The sequence below is a fragment of the Algoriphagus zhangzhouensis genome (genome assembly GCF_900148515.1).
Classification (GTDB): Bacteria; Bacteroidota; Bacteroidia; order Cytophagales; family Cyclobacteriaceae; genus Algoriphagus; species Algoriphagus zhangzhouensis.
In genome coordinates, this window is record NZ_FRXN01000003.1 from 531,396 (window position 1) to 554,879 (window position 23,484).

Genomic DNA, 23,484 nt, shown 5'->3' on the forward strand with positions numbered 1-23,484 from the left:
TCTATTTTTCAGCTCTTTTATCAAGCCAATTTTTTAAATAACCCATCCAAAATCTCTGCAGTCTGCAGGGCTGCTTTTTGTGGTTTCAAAGCAGTATCAGAAATCCCAGAAACCACTCGGGTGATATCATGGTCCACTTTGCCTTTTTCATTCCATTGATCAAAAGAAGCCGCGGTGATGTAGGCTGAGAAATTGTGATGCCCCGATCCTGGTCTTTCACCGATAATATGCACAATCCCATTTTTGTTTTTCTGGCTTTGGGATGATCCGAAAAGTACTTCCCCAGTCGCATATCCTGCCCTTACCCTTCCATGGGTGTATAGGATTGGTTCTGAGCTGACTTTATATCCCATATTCTCTAAGTTGCCTTTCAACTCAATCAAAAATGGAGTCAAATGCCCTTCATCCATCAAAGCTCTCGCGTTTAATCCATCCGAGATAACCAACTGAATATCTGGAATTTCTACATTCCAAGTCGAAAGCATTGCCTCCAATTTACCAACCGCATCATCACTCAAAACTTCACCTGATTCGGGATGATATACATAATCTTTTCTATCCTTTGATTTGGTCAAAAGAGGAACAGCTGCCGGAATTGACTGCACGAAATCAGGAGTCATTTCAGTCCAAAGGCTCTCCTTTGCATCCTCATACAAGGCATGGATTTTTTTATCAAGTTCCGGTTCCAAATCCCAGACATTTTCACCGAAACCCTGTGCAATCGGCACACCTCGATCTTCAATTTCAGCAATGGTTTTTCTCCCCTCTGCTACAATCTCCTCTCTGGTTCTCAAATCCCCTTTGGCCATTCGATATTGATAGTATACCCAAGTTGGGTCACCGAAATTGGCTGTAGGTTTATTGTCTTCTCCGATGATTTCGATTTTCTTGAAGAAATCCCACATCGCATCATTGATTTTGTATCCAAACTGCTCGCGAACTTTCACATGGTTGTAAAAACCCGTAGTCAAATAGCTCAGCATAGGATCATTTTTGGTAGGAAGAGCCATCAAATAGGCTGGATTTGCTGGCATGATCTGCTCAATACACCAATCCAAATCATCCAAAGTCACATCCATATGCAAGGTTGAGCAAACGTCTAGACCAATAGTCAAGCCATGAAGCTTACCCATCGCTGTATCTTCCAGACAACATCTCACTAACTGTTCTTTGGATTTGAATACCTCTGGTCCAATAAAACCTGCAACATCATTCACATGAACCCATGGAGTATTTTCTGGAGTTTTTCCTTCAGCAAGTCGATATTTCAAAGCTCTCACAAAACCATACTTTCTGGATTCATGAACCAACATATCAAAACCTTCTCCATGACCGTTGGTAAAATCTGCCCCCTGTCCTGTTTCCGCATACAAACCAAATTGCCCATTTCGGCTATCCATATGCTCATTCATTTTAGCAATGGTCACATCGAATGTTTGATTTGCATTTACCGTCCCAGCCAAACTTTGGAACCAAATTCCCGAAGTACCGGGGTAAATTTTTTCTGCTTCTGATTGGACATCAATATGTGAAAGGACGCAATTGGAAATAGTCTTCTCCAAACCAAAAGTGGTGATCACATCATAAAGCGCTTTTTCTATCTCAGCTACTGATTTCGGATCACTGGAAACCGGATTAGTTCCCAATACCAAATCTCCTACCCCATAGGACCAGGCATCAAAGACCTGCCATACGATATCTGTTGGGTTATCAGTTGGAGAATTCGGCTGAACCCGAGCACTCATATAACCTTTGCTTCCTATTTGAGTCCCAGGAATTGGATTGAACACCTTTTGTCCCAGCTGAATCAACTCTTCATTGCTCATCAGCTTGACTACACAAGCAATGATATCGCTATTTAGAGCGGGCATTATTTCTTTGATACTTTCTTCAGGTTGGGTCAGGATAAATTCCTTCAACTCACCTACTGTCCAAGAATCAAGGTCGGGATTTTTCTCAGTTGTATCTTGAATCAAATCATACAACTCATCACTAAAAAGACTTTGCTGATTCAAGTCTCCAACCTTGGTATTTGCTAATAAAATCCTGGCATTCTCTCTGGAATTCGAGGATTCAGCTGCAACCCCTAAGGTTTGATCACCTTCTTTGAATTCGTTGGCGGCACCAATGATTTGTCGAAACAGGGTCTGGTTGAAATCTTCAGTGGTCCTTTTGATATAAGAAAATATATCCTCACCTGATTTCAATTGATCAATAACTGGAGGATCCATAGACACTACATTTTTGGTAGATGAATTGAAACCACAAGAATTAAAAACGACTACTGAAGTACCTAAAATACCCATTTGAGCCAAGAATTCTTTCCGGCTGATTTTTCTATTCATGATTGTTGATTTACAAAATTGGAGTATAAAAATGGGCTTATTGTATCAACTCTAAAATCAGCTAGAAAGTAGCCAGAAATCTGATTTTTTACAAAAATCATCCAACTGACTTTCACCCGAAAACTGAAATAATTTTTCACAAACAAAAAAATAACAGGTACACACATCCATTTTCGATGAATTATACCTAATTTTTTTTTTCAGATTCAGGATTAAACCTTTAGCACAACCTTGAGTCTAAATCCTAACCAATCCTTCCTCTTTAATAGCTTTTAAAATGATTAAAAAAATTAGCATCGCCCTTTTAGTGATCTTGGTCTTAATCCAATTCATACCAGTTGAAAAAAATGATTCTGGAGACCAGCAATTCAATATTTCAAACAATTATGAAATCCCTGGAAATGTGCAGACCATTTTTGAAAATGCCTGTAACGATTGCCACTCCAACCAAACGGAATACCCATGGTACAGCAAAATCCAGCCCGTTGGTTTTTGGCTAAACAACCACATTCAAGATGGGAAAAGACATCTGAATTTTTCAGAGTTTACCAATCGACCTTTGGCATATCAAAACCATAAATTGGAAGAGACTATCGAGATGGTTGAGCAAAATGAAATGCCGATTCCATCTTACACCTATATGGGACTACATCCTGAGGCAAACTTGACTGAAGGCGAAAAACAGGAAATCATCGACTGGGCAAAATCACAAATGGCTATGCTCAAAGCTACCTATCCAGCAGACAGTCTGGTAATGAGAAGAAGACAGTAGAAAGAAGGGACCAAGAGTCCCTTTTCTTTTTATCAAATTGGGGGTAATTTTCAGAATGAAAGAATTTTTAGACACAGAAGTTCGCTGGGGAATCCTTGGTGTAGGAAATGTTTGCGAAGTAAAATCCGCCCCAGCCATGAACTTGATCCCAAAAAGCCGAATCGCCGCGGTCATGCGTAGATCTGAAGAAAAAGTAAAAGACTACGCTCAAAGACATGGAATCCAGAAATGGTATACGGATGCCCACGAACTAATCAATGATCCAGAGGTAAACGCAATTTACATTGCCACTCCTCCCAATGCCCATGAGGAATTGACGAGACTTGCGGCAAAGGCTGGCAAACCTGTTTATGTAGAAAAACCAATGGCGAGAACTTTTGAGGAATGTGAGCAAATGATAGAGTCTTGCACGACTGGAGGAGTTCCTCTATTTGTAGCCTATTACCGCAGGGCACTTCCCCATTTTGTAAAAATTAAACAGCTGATCGAAGCAGGTGAAATCGGAGAAATTCGAACAGTTCATATTAATTTAAAACAAATCGTTGAACCTGAGATCATTGCCCAACTAGAAGATAACTGGAGGGTGAACCCAGAAATTTCTGGAGGAGGTTATTTCTTTGACCTCGCCTCCCATCAATTGGACCTTTTGGCATTCTTCTTTGGAAAAATCACTCAAGCAAATGGTTTCTGTAGCAATCAGGCAGGAGCCTATGATACAGAAGATATAGTGACAGGAAGCTTCGTTTTTGAAAGCGGAGTTTTAGGAACTGGAAACTGGTGCTTCACAAGTTCAAAAACTGCAGAAAAAGACGAAGTTATCATTGATGGAAGTAAAGGACAGATTCGATTTGAAACTTTTGGAAAAGGAGAATTCACTTTGCTAAAAGACTTCCAAGAGCCCTTTCATTATCAAGTTGAACTTCCCAAACACATCCAATACCCCTTGATAGAATCAATTGTTCATGAACTTTTGGGAACTGGCAAATGCCCCAGCAAAGGAGAAAGTGCTTCCAATACCAATTGGGCAATGGATCAATTGACAAAAATTAAAATTTGAAAAAATCTTAAGAAAAAATTAAGAAAGCCGAATTGACCCAAATTCGGCTTTTTGCGTTTACTTTTTTGAGTAATAAGAATTACTTCTCCAAGCTTTTAGAAAAGCAATATTTATATTAATTAAAATTTTTACTTAAGTTGTTATTTTTAAAATCATTTTTCAATTAATTCAAAATAAAGAACAAAACCTTATCTAATTTTTTTACGATTCATTTATCAGAACACTTTCTAATTTTATGAAAGATCTAAAGTTTGGCTCGATTTTAGTTTTAGTATGCATGCAGCCTTTTAATTGAGAACTGCATCTTCCTAAAAGAAGAACCAACCAACTTGATTAACCCAATTATTCACTAAACCACAATTACTATGAAAAAGATCGAACCAAAAAGATGGCTTCTGCAACTGGTTGCGGGGCTTCTTATTCTAAGTTCCTTTGGCATATCAGATGCCAAAGCTGAAGATGATTATATAGGCGTTTCTTTTCAGGTTTTCTATGATGAGCTTGCTCCTTATGGAGACTGGGTAAAAGATGCTAGATACGGATACATTTGGTTACCTGCTGTTGGATATGATTTCCATCCTTATGGAACCAACGGACACTGGGCCATGACCGGCTACGGAAACACCTGGGTTTCCTATTACGACTGGGGCTGGGCTCCATTCCACTATGGAAGATGGTACTTTGATGACTTCTACCAAAGTTGGGCTTGGATTCCAGGATATGACTGGGGACCGGCCTGGGTTAGCTGGAGAACAGGTGGTGGATATTATGGATGGGCTCCGATGGGACCTGGACTTTCAGTAAGTGTGAGAGTTAATATTCCAAGCTTTCACTGGGTATTCCTTCCTTCAAGAAGAATCTATGACCATTATGGATATAGACATTATGTACACGGTGGTGGAAAAGTAAAAATCATCAACAAAACCAAAATCATCAATAACACTGTAGTCTATAACAACAACACCTATGTTTCCGGTCCAAGCAGAAGAGAGGTTGAAAGATCCACTGGAAGATCAGTCCGAGTTTACGATGTAAACAGAGCCTCAAACCCTGGTAGATCTTCAGTTTCCCGAAACTCGGTGAACGTTTACCAGCCTGATTTAAGATCAGCTAGGGGCAGAACTGTGGATTCAAGACCTTCCAGAGTAAGTACTCCAGATCAAGCTAGAACCAATAGAAGTGCTAGAGTCAATTCTTCAAGAAATGGCAACTCTAACTCAAGAGCAACCCAACCTTCCTCTAGAGGAAGCCAAGGGAACTCCAGAGTGACAACTCCAAACTCTAATAGAAGCGTTGACAGATCTGCAGGTTCATCCAGAGGCCAAAATTCAGGGTTTGAAATGAAACCTTATTCTCAGGAAAGAGGAAGAACCACAGCTCCTACGAATAGAAATTCAAGAGTTCAGTCAAGCCCAAATTCTGGTAGCAGAACCACTACTCGCCCCCAAACACAATCTGCTCCACGCAGACAAGAAGTACAGAGACAGAGTTCTCCAAATAGAAATTCTACAGTAAACAGAGGTTCTAATTCATCCGGGAGATCTAACTCCCGGACCTCTCCTCAAGTAGGCCGATCAAGTTCTTCAAGGACGTCACCTCAGGTTGGAAGATCCAGTTCTTCTAGAACTTCACAACAAGTAGGTAGATCAAGCTCTTCATCTAGAACCAGCCCTCAAGTTGGAAGGACTAGTTCTCCTACAAGATCAAGTGGAGCTAGAACTTCTCCTCAAGTGAGTAGATCATCTTCTTCGAAAAGTTCAGGTTCAAGAACCAGTAGTTCAAGAAGCTCTTCTTCCCGAACATCAAAAAGTAGCTCATCCTCAAGAGGAAACACCCGTAATAACTAATCAAACAATAAACCAGCAAAAGTACGACTCATTGGGTCGTACTTTTTTTATGGGTTTTGTACAGGTTCTTTTTATCTTTTAGGTATAAAAACCACCAAACCCAACATGAAAACCAAATTTACTTTCGCCTTCTTACTTTGGAGTATAGGACTTTTCGCCCAAGACATCTTCACAGACAGCATTCCTATCAAGTTCAGAAACATCGGCCCTTATCGGGGAGGCAGATCTGTAACTGCAACTGGAGTAGTGAATGACCCTCTCACCTACTATTTCGGGACAACCGGAGGCGGACTCTGGAAAACTTCAGACGCAGGTCAATTATGGGAGAATATTTCTGATGGGTATTTCAAAACCGGTTCTGTCGGAGCAGTAGCCGTTTCAGAAAGTAACCCCAATATTGTTTATGTAGGAATGGGAGAACATGCTCCTAGAGGTGTTATGACCTCTTATGGTGATGGAGTTTATAAATCCACTGACGCTGGAAAAACCTGGAAAAAGATAGGCCTTGAAAAGACTCAACATATTTCCAGAATCCAGATTCACCCAACTAATCCTGACATTGTTTATGTAGCCGCTCAAGGAGCTTTGCATGCACCCAATCCTGACCGAGGTGTATTCAAATCCACAAATGGAGGGGAGACCTGGGAAAAAGTTCTTTTTGTAGACGACAAAACTGGGGCTGTTGAGCTATCCATGGATATGCATACTCCCGAAGTACTTTATGCTGCTATGTGGGAACACCAAAGAATACCTTGGCAAGTAATCTCCGGAGGACCTGGATCAGGAATGTACAAATCCACAGATGCAGGAAAGACTTGGAAAAAAATCCAAAAAGGACTACCTGATGAGCTTGGGAAAATGGCGATCTCGGTCAGCCGAGCAAATCCAAATAAAGTGTATGCCTTGATTGAAAGTGATACTGAAAAGGATTTGGGGGGATTATTCGTTTCAGACGATGCAGGTGAAAGCTGGAACTGGGTCAATAAAGACAATCGATTGACGCAAAGAGCTTGGTATTACATTGAAGTTTTTGCAGATCCAAACGATGAAAACACGGTCTATGTGCAAAGTGCCCCAATGTTGATGTCCTTTGACGGCGGTAAGACTTTTGAAACCATGGATGCGGCGCATGGAGACTACCATGATCTTTGGATCAATCCTCACAATTCCAAAAACATGATTCTGGCAGATGATGGAGGCGGATCTATCACCTTTAATGGAGGAAAAACTTGGTCCACCCAAAACAATATGCCGACAGCCCAGATCTACAGAATCAATACAGACAACCAGTTTCCTTATAGAATCTATGGAGGTCAGCAAGACAATACTTCCCTAGTCATTAGCTCAAAGGCCTTGGGAAGAGGAAGTATATCTCAGGAAAACTGGAATTATTCTGCTGGAGGAGAATCTGCATTTTTAGCATTTGATCCAGATAATCCAAGGTATGTGCTTGGAGGAAGCTATTTGGGAACAATCGAAGTATTGGATATGGAGAATCAAGCCTCCACCAATATTATGATCGAGCCAATTCAATACTTGGGAAGAGAAACCAAGGACATGAAATACCGCTATAATTGGAATGCTCCAATCATTTGGTCACAACATGAACCAAACACTTATTATCATGGCGCCCAATACCTTCTCAAAACTTCAGACATGGGACAAAGCTGGGAGGTGGTTTCACCGGATTTGACTCGAAATGAAAAAGAAAAGCAAGGAAAAGGGGGTGCTCCATATACCAATGAGGCGGTTGGAGCTGAAAATTATGGAACGCTTGCCTATGTGATTGAATCACCACATGAAAAGGGAGTGATCTATACGGGAAGTGATGATGGTCTAGTTTACCTCACGAAGGATGGTGGTGAAAACTGGGAGAATATCACTCCAAAAGGTTTGGAAGAATGCTTAGTCAATGCAATAGAAGTTTCCCCATCAAATCCGGGAACCGTTTACATTGCCACAACCCGATACAAATTCAACGATTATACTCCTGGCATTTACAAATCAACTGATTATGGAAAGTCTTGGAAAAACATCAGTTCTGGAATTCCTTATGGAGCTTTTACAAGAGTAGTAAGAGAAGATACCGAAGATGAAAATCTGCTTTTCGCGGGAACAGAGTTGGGAATCTACATTTCCAAAGATGGAGGAACCTCTTGGAAAACTTTTCAGCTAAATCTACCAATCACTCCGATCACAGATTTGAAAATTGCACACAATGATTTGATTGTAGCTACTTCAGGAAGATCATTTTGGATTTTGGATGACTTGAATGTGGTGAGAGAATTAGATGGAAAAGAAAAAGGCTTAAAGCTATTTTCTCCAGATCAGACGCTACTCGGCAATTGGTATAGTGCCATGAATGGTAATTTGAAAGATTTTAAGGGAACATCTCCCTTGGAAGGAATCAACCCGGCCAATGGAATGGTGATTTATTACAATTTACCTGATGACTTCAGCGATTCCACAGTGCTGACTTTAGAAATAAAAAATGCAAAAGGAGAACTAATCCGTAAAATCTCTTCCAAAAAAGATCCAAGCTTTTCTCGATGGGCCGGCGGTCCTCCTTCCGAGCCAACATTGGGAACAGCCCCAGGACTTAATCGCTTTGTCTGGGATTTGAGACATACCACCATGCCTGGTGTTCCCGGAGTATATATCGAATCCAATTATAGAGGACACAAGGCAATTCCTGGAACTTATCAACTTACACTTAAAGCTGGAGATCAAGCACTCAATTCAGAGGCTGAAATTGTGGATCTACCTAGCTACGGACTATCTGAAGCCAATTATCAGGCCTATGATCAATTTATGTCTGCCGGTGAAAAAGAAGTGAAAATCATGCATGACATGATCAATAAGGCGAAGGCTCAACAAGACAAGTTGCATGAACTTTTGAAATCACTTGAAGGAAAAGAAGGCTACGAGCCATTGATCGCCAATGGAAAAAAACTAGAATCCCTTCTAAAAGATTGGGATGAAAAAATGATCCAAAGAAAATCCAAGGCCTACGACGACGTGGAAAATTTTGAAAATAAGTTTACAGCCAACTTCCTTTTTATGCTCAATCATTCTGACAGTTCCATCCCAAAAGTCAACGACGGCACATTAAAGCGTCACGAAGAATTGATGGAAGAATGGGAAGATTTGAAAGAAGAAGGAGAAAATCTTCTAAACAAAGACATTCCTGCATTTGAAAAATTAGCTCAGCAAGCTGGCTTGGGGATTTTGTTTGTGAAATAGGTTTCAACTGAGTTTATTCTTTAGCCCATTGAATTACAATCAATGGGCTATTTCATTTACAGAATAAAATTCTGTTTTACCCAATTTTATTACCTTTGCGATTCGTTTTGAAAAAATAAATCAGGACCAACCACCAAACTTAAGTCCCTGAAATCAAACCTATTCCATGAAAAAATATTTAAACCTGTTCGATTTTTCCCAAAAAGTCGATTACAAAACTGAAATCCTTTCCGGCCTAACTGTAGCCATGGCCTTGATTCCAGAGGCAGTAGCATTTGCATTTATTGCAGGGCTTTCTCCCCTTACAGGCCTCTACGCAGCTTTTATGATGGGATTGGTCACTTCTATTTTCGGAGGTAGACCAGGAATGATTTCAGGTGCAACCGGAGCAGTAGCAGTGGTTTTGGTCACTTTGGCTGCTTCCCACGGTGTGGAATATATCTTTGCCACGGTCATAGTAGCTGGATTACTTCAAGTAGCTGCAGGTACTTTGAGAATGGGGAAATTAATCCGCTTGGTTCCGCAGCCCGTAATTTTTGGTTTTGTTAACGGCCTAGCTATTATCATTTTCATGTCTCAATTGGATCAATTCAAAGGAGCTGATGGAAATTGGTTGACAGGACAAACGCTCTATATTCTTTTAGCCCTTGTTGGATTAACCATGTTGATTATCTGGGGGCTACCAAAAATCACCAAAGTAGTTCCAGCATCCTTAACAGCAATTTTGACTGTATTTGGTTTGGTTACTCTTTTAGGAATCGACACGAAAACTGTTGGGGATTTAGCTTCCATCAAAGGAGGCTTCCCTCCTTTCCACATTCCAGCAGTTCCATTTACCTTTGAAACACTACAGATCATTTTTCCATATGCGGCAGTGGTAGCAGGAGTTGGTTTGATCGAAAGTTTATTGACTCTGAACATTGTCGATGAGATCACGGAAACCAGAGGTCGAGGAAACAAAGAAGCAGTAGCACAAGGAACAGCGAACATTCTTTCAGGTCTTTTCTCAGGAATGGGTGGATGTGCGATGATTGGCCAGAGTTTGATCAATATTTCTTCCGGTGCTAGGGCCAGACTTTCTGGAATCGTTGCTTCAGTTATGCTTTTGGTATTCATCATGTTTGGATCCAACCTGATTGAACAAGTCCCAATGGCGGCATTGACAGGTTTGATGATCATGGTTTCTATCGGAACATTTGAATGGGCCAGTTTGAAGACCTTTACCAAAATGCCTAAATCAGATGTGTTCTTGATGGTCTTGGTTACCCTTGTCACAGCAGTCTTACACAATCTGGCTTTAGCAGTATTGATCGGAGTTATTCTGGCTGCACTTTTCTTTGCTTGGGACAATGCAAAAAGAATCCGAGCCAGAAAATTTGTAGACGATACTGGCGTCAAACATTACGAAATGTTTGGACCTCTTTTCTTTGGATCCATCACTGCTTTCAATGAGAAATTCGACGTATTGAATGATCCAGAAGAAGTGGTTATTGATTTTGCAGAGAGCCGAGTCGTTGACATGTCTGCCATTGAAGCTTTAAACAAAATCACCGAACGCTATCTCAAAGTCGGCAAAAAAGTCCATCTCAAACATTTGAGTCCGGACTGTCGAAAACTAATCGAAAAAGCGGATTCCATCATTGATGTCAATGTAATGGAAGACCCAACCTACAAATTGGCAGTGGACAAAATTTAGTAGTCCACAGACAATTGACACAAGTTCCCAGAAGGCGCAATGAATTTTATCAATGCGCCTTTTATTTTATTCATGAGGTATTATTATTAATCAGGAACTGAGCCACCTTTAGCTTGGTTTTACAAACAAATCAAATGAGGAATAAACCGAATTATGGTATATTCCTAAACCAATCAGAAAGGGATCTATGAGTACAGCCCAAGCGAGTCCACAGGTAAAAAAAGTTCTTCCAATGATCCTGGCGACCGCGATTTTTATGCAAATGCTGGATTCCACAATTTTGAACACTTCCCTTCCGGCGATTGCAAAAGATCTGAATGAGTCCCCTCTCAACATGCAAAATGCCATCGTCAGTTATGTATTGACCCTGGCCTTATTCATGCCTGTAAGCGGTTTTTTAGCGGACAAATTCGGAACCAAGAAAATCTTTATTTTGGCTTTAATCCTTTTTGCCGCAGGATCCTTGTTTTGCTCCCTTTCTCAGGACTTAAACCAATTAGTGGCTGCCAGAATCATCCAAGGATTGGGAGGGAGTTTGATGACCCCAGTTGGGAGATTAACCCTGATCAAAACCTATCCGAAAAATGAATTGGTTCAAGCGATGAACTATGCAATCGTCCCTGCTTTGATCGGGCCAGTGCTAGGTCCTTTGGTGGGCGGATACATGGTTGATTACCTTTCTTGGCATTGGATCTTTCTAATCAACCTTCCGATTGCTTTTATTGGAATTGTGCTGAGCTTGAGGTTTATGCCAGATTACACCTCAAAAATTTTGAGTTTTGACCTCAAAGGATTTCTGATCTTTGGGGCAGCTTCATTCCTTCTTTCTGTTTCCTTGGAACTGCTGGGGAATTCAGTCCAGATCACACCGATTCTTCTCTTTTTCCTACTCGGTTTTTTGATGCTTTATTTCTATTACCGCCATGCGAAAAAGGAAGAGAACCCCATTTTTCCATTGAATCTATTTCAGGTAAGGACTTTCCGAGTTGGGATTTTGGGGAATTTAGCTACCCGGTTAGGGATTAGCTCTGTGCCATTGCTTTTGCCATTAATGATCCAGATCGCTTACGGCCAAAGTGCTGTGATTTCTGGTTGGATTGTAGCACCTATGGCCTTGACAGCCATGTTGGGGAAATCAGTAGTGATCCGAATTCTCAATCGTTTTGGTTACAGAAACACTTTGATGGCAAATACCTTCATCATCGGTATTTTGATCTGCTCATTTGCAATCCCGGGAATTCACAGCTCCATTTATTGGCATATCCCAATTATAGCCGTTTTGGGCTTTTTCAACTCCATCCAGTTTACTTCCATGAACTCCATTTCAATTGCAGATTTGCGTTCTTATCATACTTCCAGTGGGAATTCGCTCCTATCTGTCAACATGCAATTGGCAATTGGTTTCGGAGTTGCTTTTGGACTGGTAGTTTTGAAGCTGTTTGAGGGCGACACCAAATTGATTCACAATGAAATCCACAATGCATTCAGATACACCTTCCTTGTCATTGGGGGATTAACAATCCTATCAGGGTTGGTATTTAGAAGACTTCATTTTCGAGATGGAGAAAATCTCCAGACTAAGGAAGCTTAAGCAACGGTAATAACTTTAGATAAAGTGTAGCCATCCTGGAGATTTCCACCTACTGAATCTGCCATATTTCCGGCCAAACTACCTCTGAAAACCCCATCCTTTTCATTGGGTGTATCTTCTTTTCCTTTGTATCCTGAACTAGCATACACTTCCGAAGTAATTGCCTCGGGAAAAGCAATTTGTGTAGTCAAAATAATATCACCATCCTTTACTACATCCAAATGAATGTGCGGAGCCCTACCCGGATACCAGCCTGGGAAAATACTGATAAAAGAAACCTCTCCATTCTCATTGGTAGTCTGTCTACCTCTCAAAAAATGTTCATTGCTTAGATCTTTTTGCTGTAAGCGATTGCCTCCATATTCGGAATAATACCCTTCCGCATCGCAGTGCCAAACATCCACTTGCACTCCCGACAAATTTCCACAAGACTCAGATTGACTTTGAACTTTCAGATTGATTAAAAGTGCGACTCCTTTTCGATCGCCAATGATATTGGCACGCATCAATTCAGCGGGAGTTTTGTTAGGAAATGGCCCTCGGGTTTCTCTTGGAGAGATCTCACAATTTTCATTATTTCCGTCAAGCTGATTCCCTTTGGTTTCGCAACCAGCAATTGGCAAGGCTACAATACCACCAAATCCTGCCAAGCTCTTCCTGATAAAGTCTCTCTTTTTCATCTTTCTTTTGGGTTTAGAATATAAAAAATACTGAATTCCAGCCACTTAAACTCATTTTCTCAGAATAAAAAATCCAAGCAGTTAACCACTCAAAAAAGGTTTGAAGTCATAGGTTCTATTTCCTGAATGATTTGAGTATTTTTCTGAAATGAAACAGTTCCTTTTCCTTCTAACAGGATTATTTCTGGGATTTCAAGCCTTTTCCCAAGAAGTCTATTTTTCGGTCAATCAAATTGGATTTTTACCTGCAGATTCAAAAAAAGCCATTGTTTTTTCTCCTGAAAAAATACAAAACAACATTCACCTGATTCAGTATCCTGACTCAGCTTCCATTATTAAAATCAAACCAAAACCTGTTGAGTCTGGTGCTTGGGGAGATTTCAATTATTATGAAATTGATTTTTCAGAAATAGAAAATGAGGGAGAGTTTTTCCTATGGCATTCAGCAAGTGAAACCTCCTCTCCTATATTCAAAATTGGCTCAAAAGCCTACCAAGGTTATCAGGAAGATTTGCTTCACTTCATGCGTCAGCAACGATGTGGTTACAATCCCGTATTGGACATGGTTTGTCACGAAAAAGATGGCAGAAGTTTCTTTGGCCCGATGCCAGACAGCACCTATGTAGATGCTTCTGGAGGCTGGCATGATGCTGGAGATCAATTGAAATATCTAATTACAAGCAGTTATGCCACGGGACATATGTTGATGGCCTACACCCTATTCCCTGATCAATTTGAGGACAAGGTAAATGCTTTAGGACAAGATGGAGAAAATGGAATTCCAGATGTTTTGGATGAGGCAAAATGGGGTTTAGACTGGCTTCTGAAGCTCCACCCAGCTCCAAATCAACTCATCCATCAAATCGCTGATGATAGAGATCATAGAGGCTTTAAAATCCCTAATCAGGACAATTCTGATTACGGCTGGGGAGCAAACTCCTATCGAGCGGCTTATTTCGCCACTGGGAAGCCGCAGGGACTCATGCAATATCAAAGTGAAAGCAACGGCATGGCCAATATTGCAGGTCGATCCGCAGCTGCCTTGGCTTTGGGAGCAAGAATCTGGAAAGAAATAGATGAGGCTTATTCCATACGTTGCCTCGAAGCAGCAAAAAGTCTTTATGCATTGGGAAGAAAGTATGAAGGTGTGCAACAAGGGAATTCCTTTGGAGCTCCTTATCGATACAATGAAGAAACTTGGAACGATGATATGGAATGGGCAGGAGCCGAGCTTTTCAAAGCGACAGGAGAACAATCCTATCGGGATCAGGCAAAAGAATATGCTTTGATAAGCTCCAACGAAGACTCTTGGACTGTCAAAGACTCAGCCTCTCATTACCAGCTCTATCCTTTCATCAATTTGGGACATTTTTCTCTTCATGAGGTTGTGGAACCAGAATTTCAAAAGACCTTGGAAACGTTCTATCAAGAAGGCATTGACTATACGATCACAAAATCCAAGACCAGCCCTTTTGAGGTGGGCATCCCCTTTATCTGGTGCTCCAACAATTTGATGACAAGCCTTGCTACTCAATTGATCTTGTATGAGAAAATGAGTGGAGACAAGCAATATCAGCCTTACCTTACAGCACAAAGAGATTGGCTATTTGGAAAAAACCCCTGGGGTACTTCCATGTTTACTGGTATCCCTGAGAAAGGCGATTTTCCAGTCTATGTTCATACTGCACCTTATGTCATGTTGGGCTTAGAAATTCCGGGAGGATTGGTAGATGGACCTATTTTTAGAACCATTCATTCCGGCTTAATCGGATTGACTTTGGAAAGGCCAGACGACTATGTCGGAAGACAAAATCCTTTTGTGGTCTATCATGATGCAGTAGGCGATTATAGCACGAATGAACCGACTATGGATGGGACAGCTGGATCCATTATTTTGATGACTTATTTAAGTAAAAACTGATTTTATGATCGTAAATAACAATCCCATTCAAGGAGTGATTTTTGATATGGATGGAACCCTTGTGGACAGCATCCCTTTTCATCTCCAAGCTTGGATGATTTTTTTGGAGAAAAATGGAGTTAGCATTCGAGAAGAAGATTTCCATGCTCAAAACCATGGGACATTGCAGGAAATGATCATGCGATTTTTTCCAAATGAAAAATCAGCTGACAGAATTTATGATTTGGGAGAAGAAAAAGAGGAAACCTTTAGAAATCTATACAAACCACACATTGAAGAGGTTTCAGGAGTAACTTCCTTTTTAGAGGCATTACGAGACCAAAACAAGTCCATTCATCTGGCTACAATGGGCGAACAGGACAATATTGATTACACACTGGATCTCATCGAGATTAGATCCTATTTCCATAGTCTAACTGGTGGTCATGAGGTGAAAAATGGAAAACCTGATCCGGAAATCTTCTTGAAAGCTTTGGAAAAAGCTCAAATACCTGCCGAAAACGCAATTGTCTTTGAAGATTCATCAGGTGGAATTCGAGCGGCGAAAGGAGCAGGAATCCCGGTTTATGGTATAGCAACAACCCATACTCCCCAAGAACTGGAAGGTATGGGTTGTCAAAAAGCTTTTTTAAATTTTGATGAGGCTTTGAATTACTTCTTTTAAAAATCAATCCACTAGTGTAAAGACCATCTGGCGGAATTTCCAGCCTGTTTGATCTCCATTACCTGAACCTGAAGTCTGCTTGAAAATCAAACCAATCAAATTCAGCTCAGGATCTGCGAAATATTGTGTATTGAAATATCCACCCCAATCGAAGGTCCCTTTGCTACCCAAACCTCCTGTAGCTACTCCCTGATCAGTAACGACTCCAAAAGCCAAACCGTAATATTTATCCCCATTCATCAGGTCACCTACTTGATTTTTCATCATGGTCTGGATGGTTTGAGGGCTTAGGATTCTCATCCCTTCCAACTCTCCACCATTCAGATACATTTGAAGAAACTTGGCATAATCTGCAGTAGTACTGGAAAGTCCTGCTCCTCCTGAGAAAAAGCGTTTAGCTCCTTTTCTCGGATATTCAGGATCGTAAAAGGTCACTGGGTAAGGCCCCCATTTTCCATCTTTATAGGTCTGAACAGTTACCAATCGAGGTGCTTGGGCATTTGATAGATAGAAACGGGTATCATTCATTCCTAGAGGATCAAATATTCTTTCCTTCAAAAACTGATCAAAAGGCATTCCTGAAACTACCTCAATAAAATAACCCAAAACATCCAATCCTTCGCTGTAGGTATATTTACTTCCCGGCTCATGGTGCAAAGGCAGCTTAGCCAACTTTTTCACACTTTCTTCAATAGAAATATTTTCTGTTGTAAATAGATCCGTAACTCCAGCCTTTTGGTAGATCATTTTCATTCGCTCATCCCCATCGATCATTCCATATCCCAATCCTGAGGTGTGAGTTAACAAATGACGGATTGTAATTTCTTTGGAAGACGGCTTGGTATAAAAAGTAGTGTCAGAATATCTAAAACCAGCTAGAACTTGAGGATTTTTAAACTCTGGAATGTATTTGGAAATGGGATCATCTAGGCGAAATTTCCCTTCTTCCCATAAGATCATCACTGCAGTAGAGGTGATTGCTTTAGTTTGGGATGCGATCCTGAAAATATCATCCTTTTTCATCGCCCTTCCATTGGCAACATCGGCCATTCCTTTTGCGCTATGGTAAACAAGCTTTCCATCTTTCATCACCATTGCAACAAGTCCCGGCACTTCGCCATTTGCTACGGCATCATCCAGCATTTTATCTAGCTTTTGAACTCTTTCGGGAATAATTCCCGGGACATTTTGGGAATAGGATGATATTGAAAAAAGTAATAAAAAGAAAAAGGTTAATCGGGTCTTCATGAGTTTAGGTTTTGGTTTGAAAAGTAAAATAAAATTTTACCCTTCAATAACCTAAACATCTTATTTCAAAGACTCTAAAATCATGGTAGCTGCTGTTTTCGAAGCTGAATTTTGGCCAATTTTTTCAGCGATCAAATCATAGCCTTGAAGCATTTGACCTTTGTAAATCTGATTTCCCAAAATCTGCATCAGTTCCTTTTCCAGATTAGCCACTGAAAAGTCATCTTGAATCAATTCCTTCACAACTTCCTGCTCAGCAATCAAATTCACCAAGGAAATAAAAGGCACTTTAATGACTCTCTTTCCTATCATGTATGAAATGGATGAAGTCTTATAAACCACCACTTGAGGAACACGAAACAAGGCCGTTTCCAAAGTTGCTGTTCCCGAAGTCACCACAGCAGCGGTAGCATGAGAAAGCAGATCATAGGTCTGATTGAAAACCACTTTGATACCTGCTTTTTTTGCTGGCTCATACAATTCCGAAGGCAAGCTTTCCACCCCCGCAATTACGAACTGAGCATTGGGAAATTTGGGAACCAATTCCACCATTTTGTCCAACATGGCTTCCAATTCCTGCTTTCTACTTCCTGGAAGTAATGCGATAATCGGAGCATAACTCAACTCGTTCTTTTGAAAGAAAAATGGATGCGGATTAAACTTTTTGATTTCATCCAATAAGGGATTCCCCACATAATTGACCTGCATATCGAACTTTTGAAAAAATGCCGGCTCAAAAGGAAGAATGCTATAAATCTGGTCTGTAAAAGCTTTCAGTTTCAATGCCCGTTTTTGATTCCAAGCCCAAACTTTTGGAGGAATATAATAGTGAACCGGGATTCCATTCTCTTTTGCAAAAGCTGCAATCTTCATATTGAAGCCTCCGTAATCGACTAGGATAAGGACATCTGGCTTCCATTGCAGAATGTCTTTTTTGACTAGGCTTAGATATTTTAGAACCTTTCGAAAACCGAAAACTACCTCAATAAAACCCATCAAAGCTACCTCAGCATAATCTACTGCCAGCTCCACTCCAGCTTCCTGAGAATAAGAGCCACCCATTCCTCTCAATTCAAGATTGGGATTTTGTTCTTTTAAGGCCAAAACCAGATTGGAGGCGTGAAGATCACCGGATCGCTCACCTGAAATGATGTAGATTTTTTTCTTCTTAATTACCACAGAGGTCACAGAGGAATTTGAGATTAATTTTTGACTCTTTTTAGACCATCAACTAGCCTTTGAACATTGAAATTGATAAGAAGTCCTGTCTTTTTTCCACTTAGTTTTAAATAGGTAATCATTTGAGCCAAATGGATATCTTTTAGCTTCTTAACACTTTTCAACTCCAAGATAATTTGATTTTCAACAACAAGATCAAGTCTATAACCACATTCTAACTGTAAACCATCAAATAAAACTGGTAAAGATTTTTCTTTCTCAACCTTTAACCCAATCTGAACTAACCTATGAAATAAACAAGACTGGTATGTGCTCTCTAATAATCCTGGACCAAGCCTTTTATGGACATAAATAGCTTCTCCAATAATTTTTTCAGTCAGATCGAAATCACTCATTTTATAAATTAAAAAATTAAGTAATTAAACTCTGTGATCTCTGTGGTTTTATTTCTTGAATTTTAAATCAATCACCGAAATACTCCACGAAATTCCTTGGAGTTTCATAGAGGGTCAGCTTGTAAAGGCCACCGTGAGGGGTGATTTTCTCAACCGCAGGCTGAAGAATTTTCCAGAATTCCATGATCAAGATTTCACAGCTGGCCATTTTGCCTTGCATAAAATCCACGTCCATGTTCAGGTTTTTATGATCAACCTTATCGATCACCAAAGTTCTGATCAAAGTACTCAACTGCTTCAAATCAACCACAAATCCCGTTTCAGGGTCAGGAAGGCCTTTCACAGTTACGATCAACTCAAAGTTGTGACCATGCCAATTGACATTAGCGCAAGGGCCAAAAACTTCAAAGTTTTTCTCATCAGACCAATTGGGATTCCAAAGCTTGTGAGCAGCATTGAAATGTTCTTTTCGACAAACGTAAATCATCTTCTTGAAATTCGCTGCAAAGTTAGGCAAAAGAAAAGATATAGGAAATTAACTTGACCTCATTCATCCTTATACCAAAAGCAAAAGCCCATCTCTCAAGATGGGCTTTCATTCATATTCATAGAAATTATGCTTCATTCAACTTCTGAAAGAAAATCACCAAATGATCTTCTCGGCTTAAATCAAGCTTTCCTTCTTTAACGATTTCCTTAGCTTTATCTTGATCTTTATCTTTTAGAGACTTGATAATATTATTGGTTTTGTTCCTCACAGTGGAAACATTTCCATCGCTGTCTACCAGATAATACGACTCTTCAAACACAAACATTCTTCCGGCAGTCGGTGCATATGAATTCTTCGGTGGTGTTACAAGATCTGAATAGAACTTTCTCACCAAAGTATAGCCTCCACCTTCAGCCAACACATTGACAAAATCCTTCTCTCCGACTCCTTTGATCATGGTATAGCCTTTTTTGAAAAGCAAATTTGTCAACATACCTGGAGTACCGGTTGCGATTAAGATTGACGGTCTTTCGAGCATTGCATATTCTACATAATCTTTATTCAAATAGATCTTGTTTCCAGCTTCATTGATTACCTCGAATTCATTGTCATAAATATTGAATCTGTAGGCTACTTTCTCCTTCAATCCGGCGTTTGTTGTTCCAAAATCAGCACGGGCCCAATCTTCAAATAAGTAAGGCGATCCCTCTACCCCTTCGTAAGCAGTCAATCTTGCGGGTGCTCCGTTCAAGGATATGTTCGATATTTGAGCAAATCCTACATTAGAAATCAGAATCGCAACTGCTACTAATAGCTTTCTCATTGTTTAAGTACTTTTTTGTGTAAGGTTAAATTGTTGGTTTTTATTCTTAGTATATAAAGTCCCCGGTTTATCGGAAGGCTCATTTTCAAATCCAGTCTCTCTGAATTTTTACCTACTTCTGTAAGGCTCATCACTTTACCAGAAAGGTCAATAATTGAAAATTCAATTGGCCCCAAATATTCGTTGTTTACAGTAATATTGATTTGATCATCTGAAGGAATTGGTCCGACGAAAATTCCAAATCGGCTCAATTCCACTTCTTGATCAGGAATAGCAGAAATCACAACAGGTTCTGATACTCTATTACAAGCTTCCGAGAAAATGGCAACTTGGTAGGATCCATCATTGGTAGCAGAAAAGGATCGTGTTGTTGCTCCAGCAATCTTTTCACCATTCAAATACCATTGATATGAGTCTCCTGGTTGCTGGGAAGTCAATGTCGTTCCATTGGCAACAATGATAGGCTGAGTCAAGGAATTATCTGCAACTACAACTTCTTGGGTATAAGAAGTGGAGCCACTTTGATTGATGACCGTAAGTTCCACATTATAGGTCCCTGGACTTCCGAATACAAAGAATGGATTCTCCAAAGTAGAAGATCCCAACCCCGCAAAGTCCCAAGAATAAGATGTAATTTCTCCTTCACTGAGGTTTTCAAAATCTACTGCGGCACCTACGCAAGTATAGGATACATCAAAATTGGCAAATAAGACAGCATCACATTCCTGGCTCAACCACCCAGATGAATTGGTGATAGTTGCACCAGTTCCAAGATTCACTATGGCATCACCTTGGAGGTCTACATTTGAAATATTTAGATTCTCAAAGCAATACTTTCTGTAAATATCATGGATTACAGTCCCTTTGGATCCAGCAATTATTTGGGATCCATTACTGGAAGTGGCACTTGAAGTTATTTCCTGATTGACGGTTATTTTACCTGTCGAGCCCAAATTCAATGTTGCGCCAACTCCTAAACTCAACGAATTCACTGAAATAGCCGCAACACCCAAGTTCATCCTAGCTTGTTCTATTTTCAAATTCTTAAATCCATCTGTCAACACAGACAAAGTTCCTGAAGAAATCGATAATGCATTAATTTCTGAATCGGAAGAATTTGAGAAATCACCAGTCTCTCCATCAAAAATCAGTTCAAAGTCATCTTTCAATTCGGCTCCAGATTTTGAATTGAAATCAGTCATAAATGCAAGTGATTCAAAATTCCCTATGAGGGTCGCATTACTGTTTAAAGTAAATGACTGAGATTTCACATCTGACAATTCAATATCTAAAACAGCATTGTCAACAAGCACATCTCCCAGCACATCTGCGGAGATTAGTTTCCATTCTCCTGAATTGAAAAGCAGCCTTACTTCATCAAAAGTCGTCTGACCCAATTCGACTAATTGGCTGTTGCTTCCAGAATTTTCAAAAATGATCCTACCATTTGAAATCTGAGTAACCTGATTGTTTACTCTAAATCCATTATAAACCTTGATATCTTTTCCATTGAGATTTAATGCTACTGTTTGATCTCCAAACAAATTCACACTAAAGGCACTAGCATTGGCAGAAAAAGAAATTTCAGGGCTCCCGTCTCCATCAAAGACAACTCTTGTAGATTCGCCTGGAACTTTGCCCGCTGAAGATCCTCCAGAAGTCAATGACCAATTGGCCGCTGAATTCCAACTTCCTGATTCCCCTCCTATCCAATACAAAGTTTCATCTGCCCCATCTAATACCCCTGCAGTAAAGACGATAGAATATTGCTGAACATCAAATTTCAAATCCCCTTTATGAGAGACTTGAATTGTATATTTCTTGGCAGATGGGCTAGGGATCCAAACTTGCTCTACATTATCTCTAAAATTATCCTTGGTTCGATCCCCTCTAGCACCTGCCAATTGAGCAGGGTTTAATGTCCAAGGAAAATACTCCTTCCCGTCTTCATCAAAGATTCTTAAATCAAGATCATTGACTAGCATCAAATCCGTTGGATTCAATGAAGCTGCAGTAGGGGTTCCTGCTGGATCAGTCCATGCGATTGTGGCTTTAATCGGAGTTACACCATCTGAAACGAACTCAAATTCCTGAACCTCATCATTTCCCAAAATTTCTTCTCTGATAAATGAGGAACTTCCATCTTCGTTCAAAATGATTTTTGCGGCAGCTGCAACATCTAATAGCCCCCAGCCATACATATAATCTGGTCCTGCAGCTGGTCCAGCTTCTTTTGCTGTTTGGATTGCCAAGGCTTTCAAAGCTGAGGAAAGCATAAACCTGCCGGAATTTCTCTCAGCATATAATTGCTGAAGCAAAAACAGTGATCCAGTAGCGTTTGGTGCAGCCATGGAAGTACCACTTTGACTTGCATATCCATCCGCTCCAGTACTAGTAATTGATGAGCTAAAAACTCCAACTCCCATTGCCACCAAATCTGGCTTAATTCTTCCATCATCAGTTGGCCCCCAAGCGGAAAAAGTACTCATTTTCACATCCGAAGCCTGCGTATAATCAATCACCTTTTCTACAGCACCAATTGTAATATTATTCTTGGCAACACCTTCTGGTCCTATCGTATCCTCAGGTCCATCGGGGTCTCTAGTGCCATCTCCAGTATCATTTCGATCATTTCCTGCTGACCAAACAACACTGTAATAGGGTTTTGTAAACAGTAATTCATCTATAGACTGGCTTTTAGTTGAATAAAAGCCAAACCGATAATCCTTATTTTCATCAACAGAGGGATTTCCTACCCATTCCCAGCCACTTTCGGTATTTCTCCAGCCCAAAACAACCCCATATGAATGATTCGAAATCAGCATCCCATTAGATTTGGTTTCCGGATCATAGGCATTGGCATTCATTTTAGAAATATCAGACTCCCAATTGAATGACCAGCCTGTAGATTCATAAGCCATCCCCTTAGCCTGTGGATTGATTCCTGCTGCTAAAATAGTACCTGTCACGTGTGTCGCATGGGTGCTTAATTCTTCGGTAGAACCATCTACCTGAGTCAATCTACTTTGAAACTCAACATGATCGGGTTTAGGGCGGGTTTGGTCAAAAATCCCAACAGTAAAACCTTTTCCAGTCAAATTAAGTCCCAAGGAACCACCTGGTTGCAATTGATCCGCACCAGTCGTTTTGGCAGCATTTAAGTTATGCGGGGCGTAAACCACAGGAAAACCACTTTGATCCAAATATTGAACTTTGGAAGTATGCCCATCTTCAAGGGGGAATAGCCCTTGAGAATTCAAAAAATGATAGGAAGATCTATCCAATCCAACAGGTGGTCTCAGAAGATCTAAATGTCTTTGTAGATCTGATTTTACTTGTTCTCTAGCCGCTCTAAGCAAATTTTGCTTTGAGTCCTGGGCATTTGCGACCAAAGAGAACAAGAATACAAATAGAGTAAGCAGTAATCTCATAGTTTGCCTCATAATAACAACAAACTGCTAATCAGCGGAATGGGTTTATATTTTTTAACATGAAAATCATCAAAAGCGGTTCAATTTAAATCAATTAGATCT

The 23,484-nt window shown here is 40.3% G+C and carries 16 protein-coding genes; 8 read left to right on the forward strand and 8 right to left on the reverse strand.

Annotated elements, in window-relative coordinates:
* Positions 1-20 precede the first annotated feature (20 nt).
* Positions 21-2,345, reverse strand: coding sequence for an ethanolamine ammonia-lyase subunit EutB (eutB, locus tag BUF13_RS12630; protein WP_083586447.1), 2,325 nt, complete (start codon positions 2,343-2,345; stop codon positions 21-23).
* A 277-nt stretch (positions 2,346-2,622) separates the two neighbouring features.
* Between eutB and BUF13_RS12635 the strand changes: the two genes are divergently transcribed.
* The 6 genes from BUF13_RS12635 (at position 2,623) to BUF13_RS12660 (ending at position 12,551) form a co-directional block, all read left to right on the forward strand.
* Entirely contained in the window at positions 2,623-3,117 is a 495-nt protein-coding gene (locus tag BUF13_RS12635) for a heme-binding domain-containing protein (protein WP_073572155.1), read from the forward strand.
* Positions 3,118-3,172: 55 nt separating this feature from the next.
* The gene (locus BUF13_RS12640; protein WP_073572156.1) at positions 3,173-4,174 is read left to right on the forward strand and encodes a Gfo/Idh/MocA family protein; all 1,002 of its coding nucleotides are present in this window, start codon (positions 3,173-3,175) and stop codon (positions 4,172-4,174) included.
* A 365-nt stretch (positions 4,175-4,539) separates the two neighbouring features.
* On the forward strand, positions 4,540-6,021 hold the full coding sequence (locus tag BUF13_RS12645; RefSeq protein ID WP_073572157.1) for a DUF6600 domain-containing protein: 1,482 nt from the start codon (positions 4,540-4,542) through the stop codon (positions 6,019-6,021).
* A gap of 105 nt (positions 6,022-6,126) precedes the next feature.
* Positions 6,127-9,264, forward strand: a complete 3,138-nt coding sequence (locus BUF13_RS12650; protein ID WP_073572158.1) for a VPS10 domain-containing protein — start codon at positions 6,127-6,129, stop codon at positions 9,262-9,264.
* A gap of 166 nt (positions 9,265-9,430) precedes the next feature.
* Positions 9,431-10,960: a SulP family inorganic anion transporter gene (locus BUF13_RS12655; RefSeq protein ID WP_073572159.1), complete on the forward strand. Its 1,530-nt coding sequence runs from the start codon at positions 9,431-9,433 to the stop codon at positions 10,958-10,960.
* 187 nt (positions 10,961-11,147) lie between these two features.
* Positions 11,148-12,551, forward strand: coding sequence for an MFS transporter (locus BUF13_RS12660; RefSeq protein WP_073572160.1), 1,404 nt, complete (start codon positions 11,148-11,150; stop codon positions 12,549-12,551).
* Here BUF13_RS12660 and BUF13_RS12665 read toward each other — a convergent pair.
* On the reverse strand, positions 12,548-13,231 hold the full coding sequence (locus BUF13_RS12665) for a dioxygenase family protein (protein ID WP_073572468.1): 684 nt from the start codon (positions 13,229-13,231) through the stop codon (positions 12,548-12,550). The two genes, BUF13_RS12660 and BUF13_RS12665, sit on opposite strands and share 4 nt — an antisense overlap.
* Before the next feature lie 148 nt (positions 13,232-13,379).
* Here BUF13_RS12665 and BUF13_RS12670 point away from each other — a divergent pair, with 148 nt between their 5' ends.
* The gene (locus BUF13_RS12670; RefSeq protein WP_073572161.1) at positions 13,380-15,152 is read left to right on the forward strand and encodes a glycoside hydrolase family 9 protein; all 1,773 of its coding nucleotides are present in this window, start codon (positions 13,380-13,382) and stop codon (positions 15,150-15,152) included.
* 4 nt (positions 15,153-15,156) lie between these two features.
* On the forward strand, positions 15,157-15,816 hold the full coding sequence (locus BUF13_RS12675; protein WP_073572162.1) for an HAD family hydrolase: 660 nt from the start codon (positions 15,157-15,159) through the stop codon (positions 15,814-15,816).
* Positions 15,817-15,819: 3 nt separating this feature from the next.
* Here the strand turns inward: BUF13_RS12675 and BUF13_RS12680 are convergent, their stop codons facing one another.
* The 6 genes from BUF13_RS12680 to BUF13_RS12705 all read right to left on the reverse strand — a co-directional run bounded on the left by BUF13_RS12680 (position 15,820) and on the right by BUF13_RS12705 (position 23,382).
* Positions 15,820-17,064, reverse strand: coding sequence for a serine hydrolase domain-containing protein (locus BUF13_RS12680; RefSeq protein ID WP_073572163.1), 1,245 nt, complete (start codon positions 17,062-17,064; stop codon positions 15,820-15,822).
* A 60-nt stretch (positions 17,065-17,124) separates the two neighbouring features.
* Positions 17,125-18,243 carry a lipid-A-disaccharide synthase gene (lpxB, locus tag BUF13_RS12685; protein WP_073572469.1) on the reverse strand — a complete coding sequence of 373 codons (1,119 nt, stop codon included), beginning with the start codon at positions 18,241-18,243 and terminating at the stop codon, positions 17,125-17,127.
* 23 nt (positions 18,244-18,266) lie between these two features.
* A complete protein-coding gene (locus BUF13_RS12690) occupies positions 18,267-18,638 on the reverse strand; it encodes a GxxExxY protein (RefSeq protein WP_073572164.1) in 372 nt (123 codons plus the stop codon).
* 67 nt (positions 18,639-18,705) lie between these two features.
* Positions 18,706-19,125, reverse strand: a complete 420-nt coding sequence (locus tag BUF13_RS12695; protein WP_073572165.1) for a 6-pyruvoyl trahydropterin synthase family protein — start codon at positions 19,123-19,125, stop codon at positions 18,706-18,708.
* A gap of 127 nt (positions 19,126-19,252) precedes the next feature.
* Entirely contained in the window at positions 19,253-19,951 is a 699-nt protein-coding gene (locus BUF13_RS12700; RefSeq protein ID WP_073572166.1) for a hypothetical protein, read from the reverse strand.
* On the reverse strand, positions 19,948-23,382 hold the full coding sequence (locus BUF13_RS12705) for a S8 family serine peptidase (RefSeq protein ID WP_073572167.1): 3,435 nt from the start codon (positions 23,380-23,382) through the stop codon (positions 19,948-19,950). Before BUF13_RS12705 ends, BUF13_RS12700 begins: the two co-directional genes overlap by 4 nt.
* Between the last annotated feature and the right edge of the window lie 102 nt (positions 23,383-23,484).

Coding starts and splice junctions, on each gene's coding strand:
- BUF13_RS12660 (WP_073572160.1), top strand. CDS start 11,148: ATGAGTACAGCCCAAGCGAGTCCACAGGTAAAAAAAGTTCTTCCAATG.
- BUF13_RS12655 (WP_073572159.1), top strand. CDS start 9,431: ATGAAAAAATATTTAAACCTGTTCGATTTTTCCCAAAAAGTCGATTAC.
- BUF13_RS12670 (WP_073572161.1), top strand. CDS start 13,380: ATGAAACAGTTCCTTTTCCTTCTAACAGGATTATTTCTGGGATTTCAA.
- BUF13_RS12705 (WP_073572167.1), bottom strand. CDS start 23,382: ATGAGATTACTGCTTACTCTATTTGTATTCTTGTTCTCTTTGGTCGCA.
- BUF13_RS12665 (WP_073572468.1), bottom strand. CDS start 13,231: ATGAAAAAGAGAGACTTTATCAGGAAGAGCTTGGCAGGATTTGGTGGT.
- BUF13_RS12675 (WP_073572162.1), top strand. CDS start 15,157: ATGATCGTAAATAACAATCCCATTCAAGGAGTGATTTTTGATATGGAT.
- BUF13_RS12700 (WP_073572166.1), bottom strand. CDS start 19,951: ATGAGAAAGCTATTAGTAGCAGTTGCGATTCTGATTTCTAATGTAGGA.
- BUF13_RS12695 (WP_073572165.1), bottom strand. CDS start 19,125: ATGATTTACGTTTGTCGAAAAGAACATTTCAATGCTGCTCACAAGCTT.
- BUF13_RS12645 (WP_073572157.1), top strand. CDS start 4,540: ATGAAAAAGATCGAACCAAAAAGATGGCTTCTGCAACTGGTTGCGGGG.
- BUF13_RS12635 (WP_073572155.1), top strand. CDS start 2,623: ATGATTAAAAAAATTAGCATCGCCCTTTTAGTGATCTTGGTCTTAATC.
- BUF13_RS12650 (WP_073572158.1), top strand. CDS start 6,127: ATGAAAACCAAATTTACTTTCGCCTTCTTACTTTGGAGTATAGGACTT.
- BUF13_RS12680 (WP_073572163.1), bottom strand. CDS start 17,064: ATGAAGACCCGATTAACCTTTTTCTTTTTATTACTTTTTTCAATATCA.
- BUF13_RS12690 (WP_073572164.1), bottom strand. CDS start 18,638: ATGAGTGATTTCGATCTGACTGAAAAAATTATTGGAGAAGCTATTTAT.
- BUF13_RS12640 (WP_073572156.1), top strand. CDS start 3,173: ATGAAAGAATTTTTAGACACAGAAGTTCGCTGGGGAATCCTTGGTGTA.
- eutB (WP_083586447.1), bottom strand. CDS start 2,345: ATGAATAGAAAAATCAGCCGGAAAGAATTCTTGGCTCAAATGGGTATT.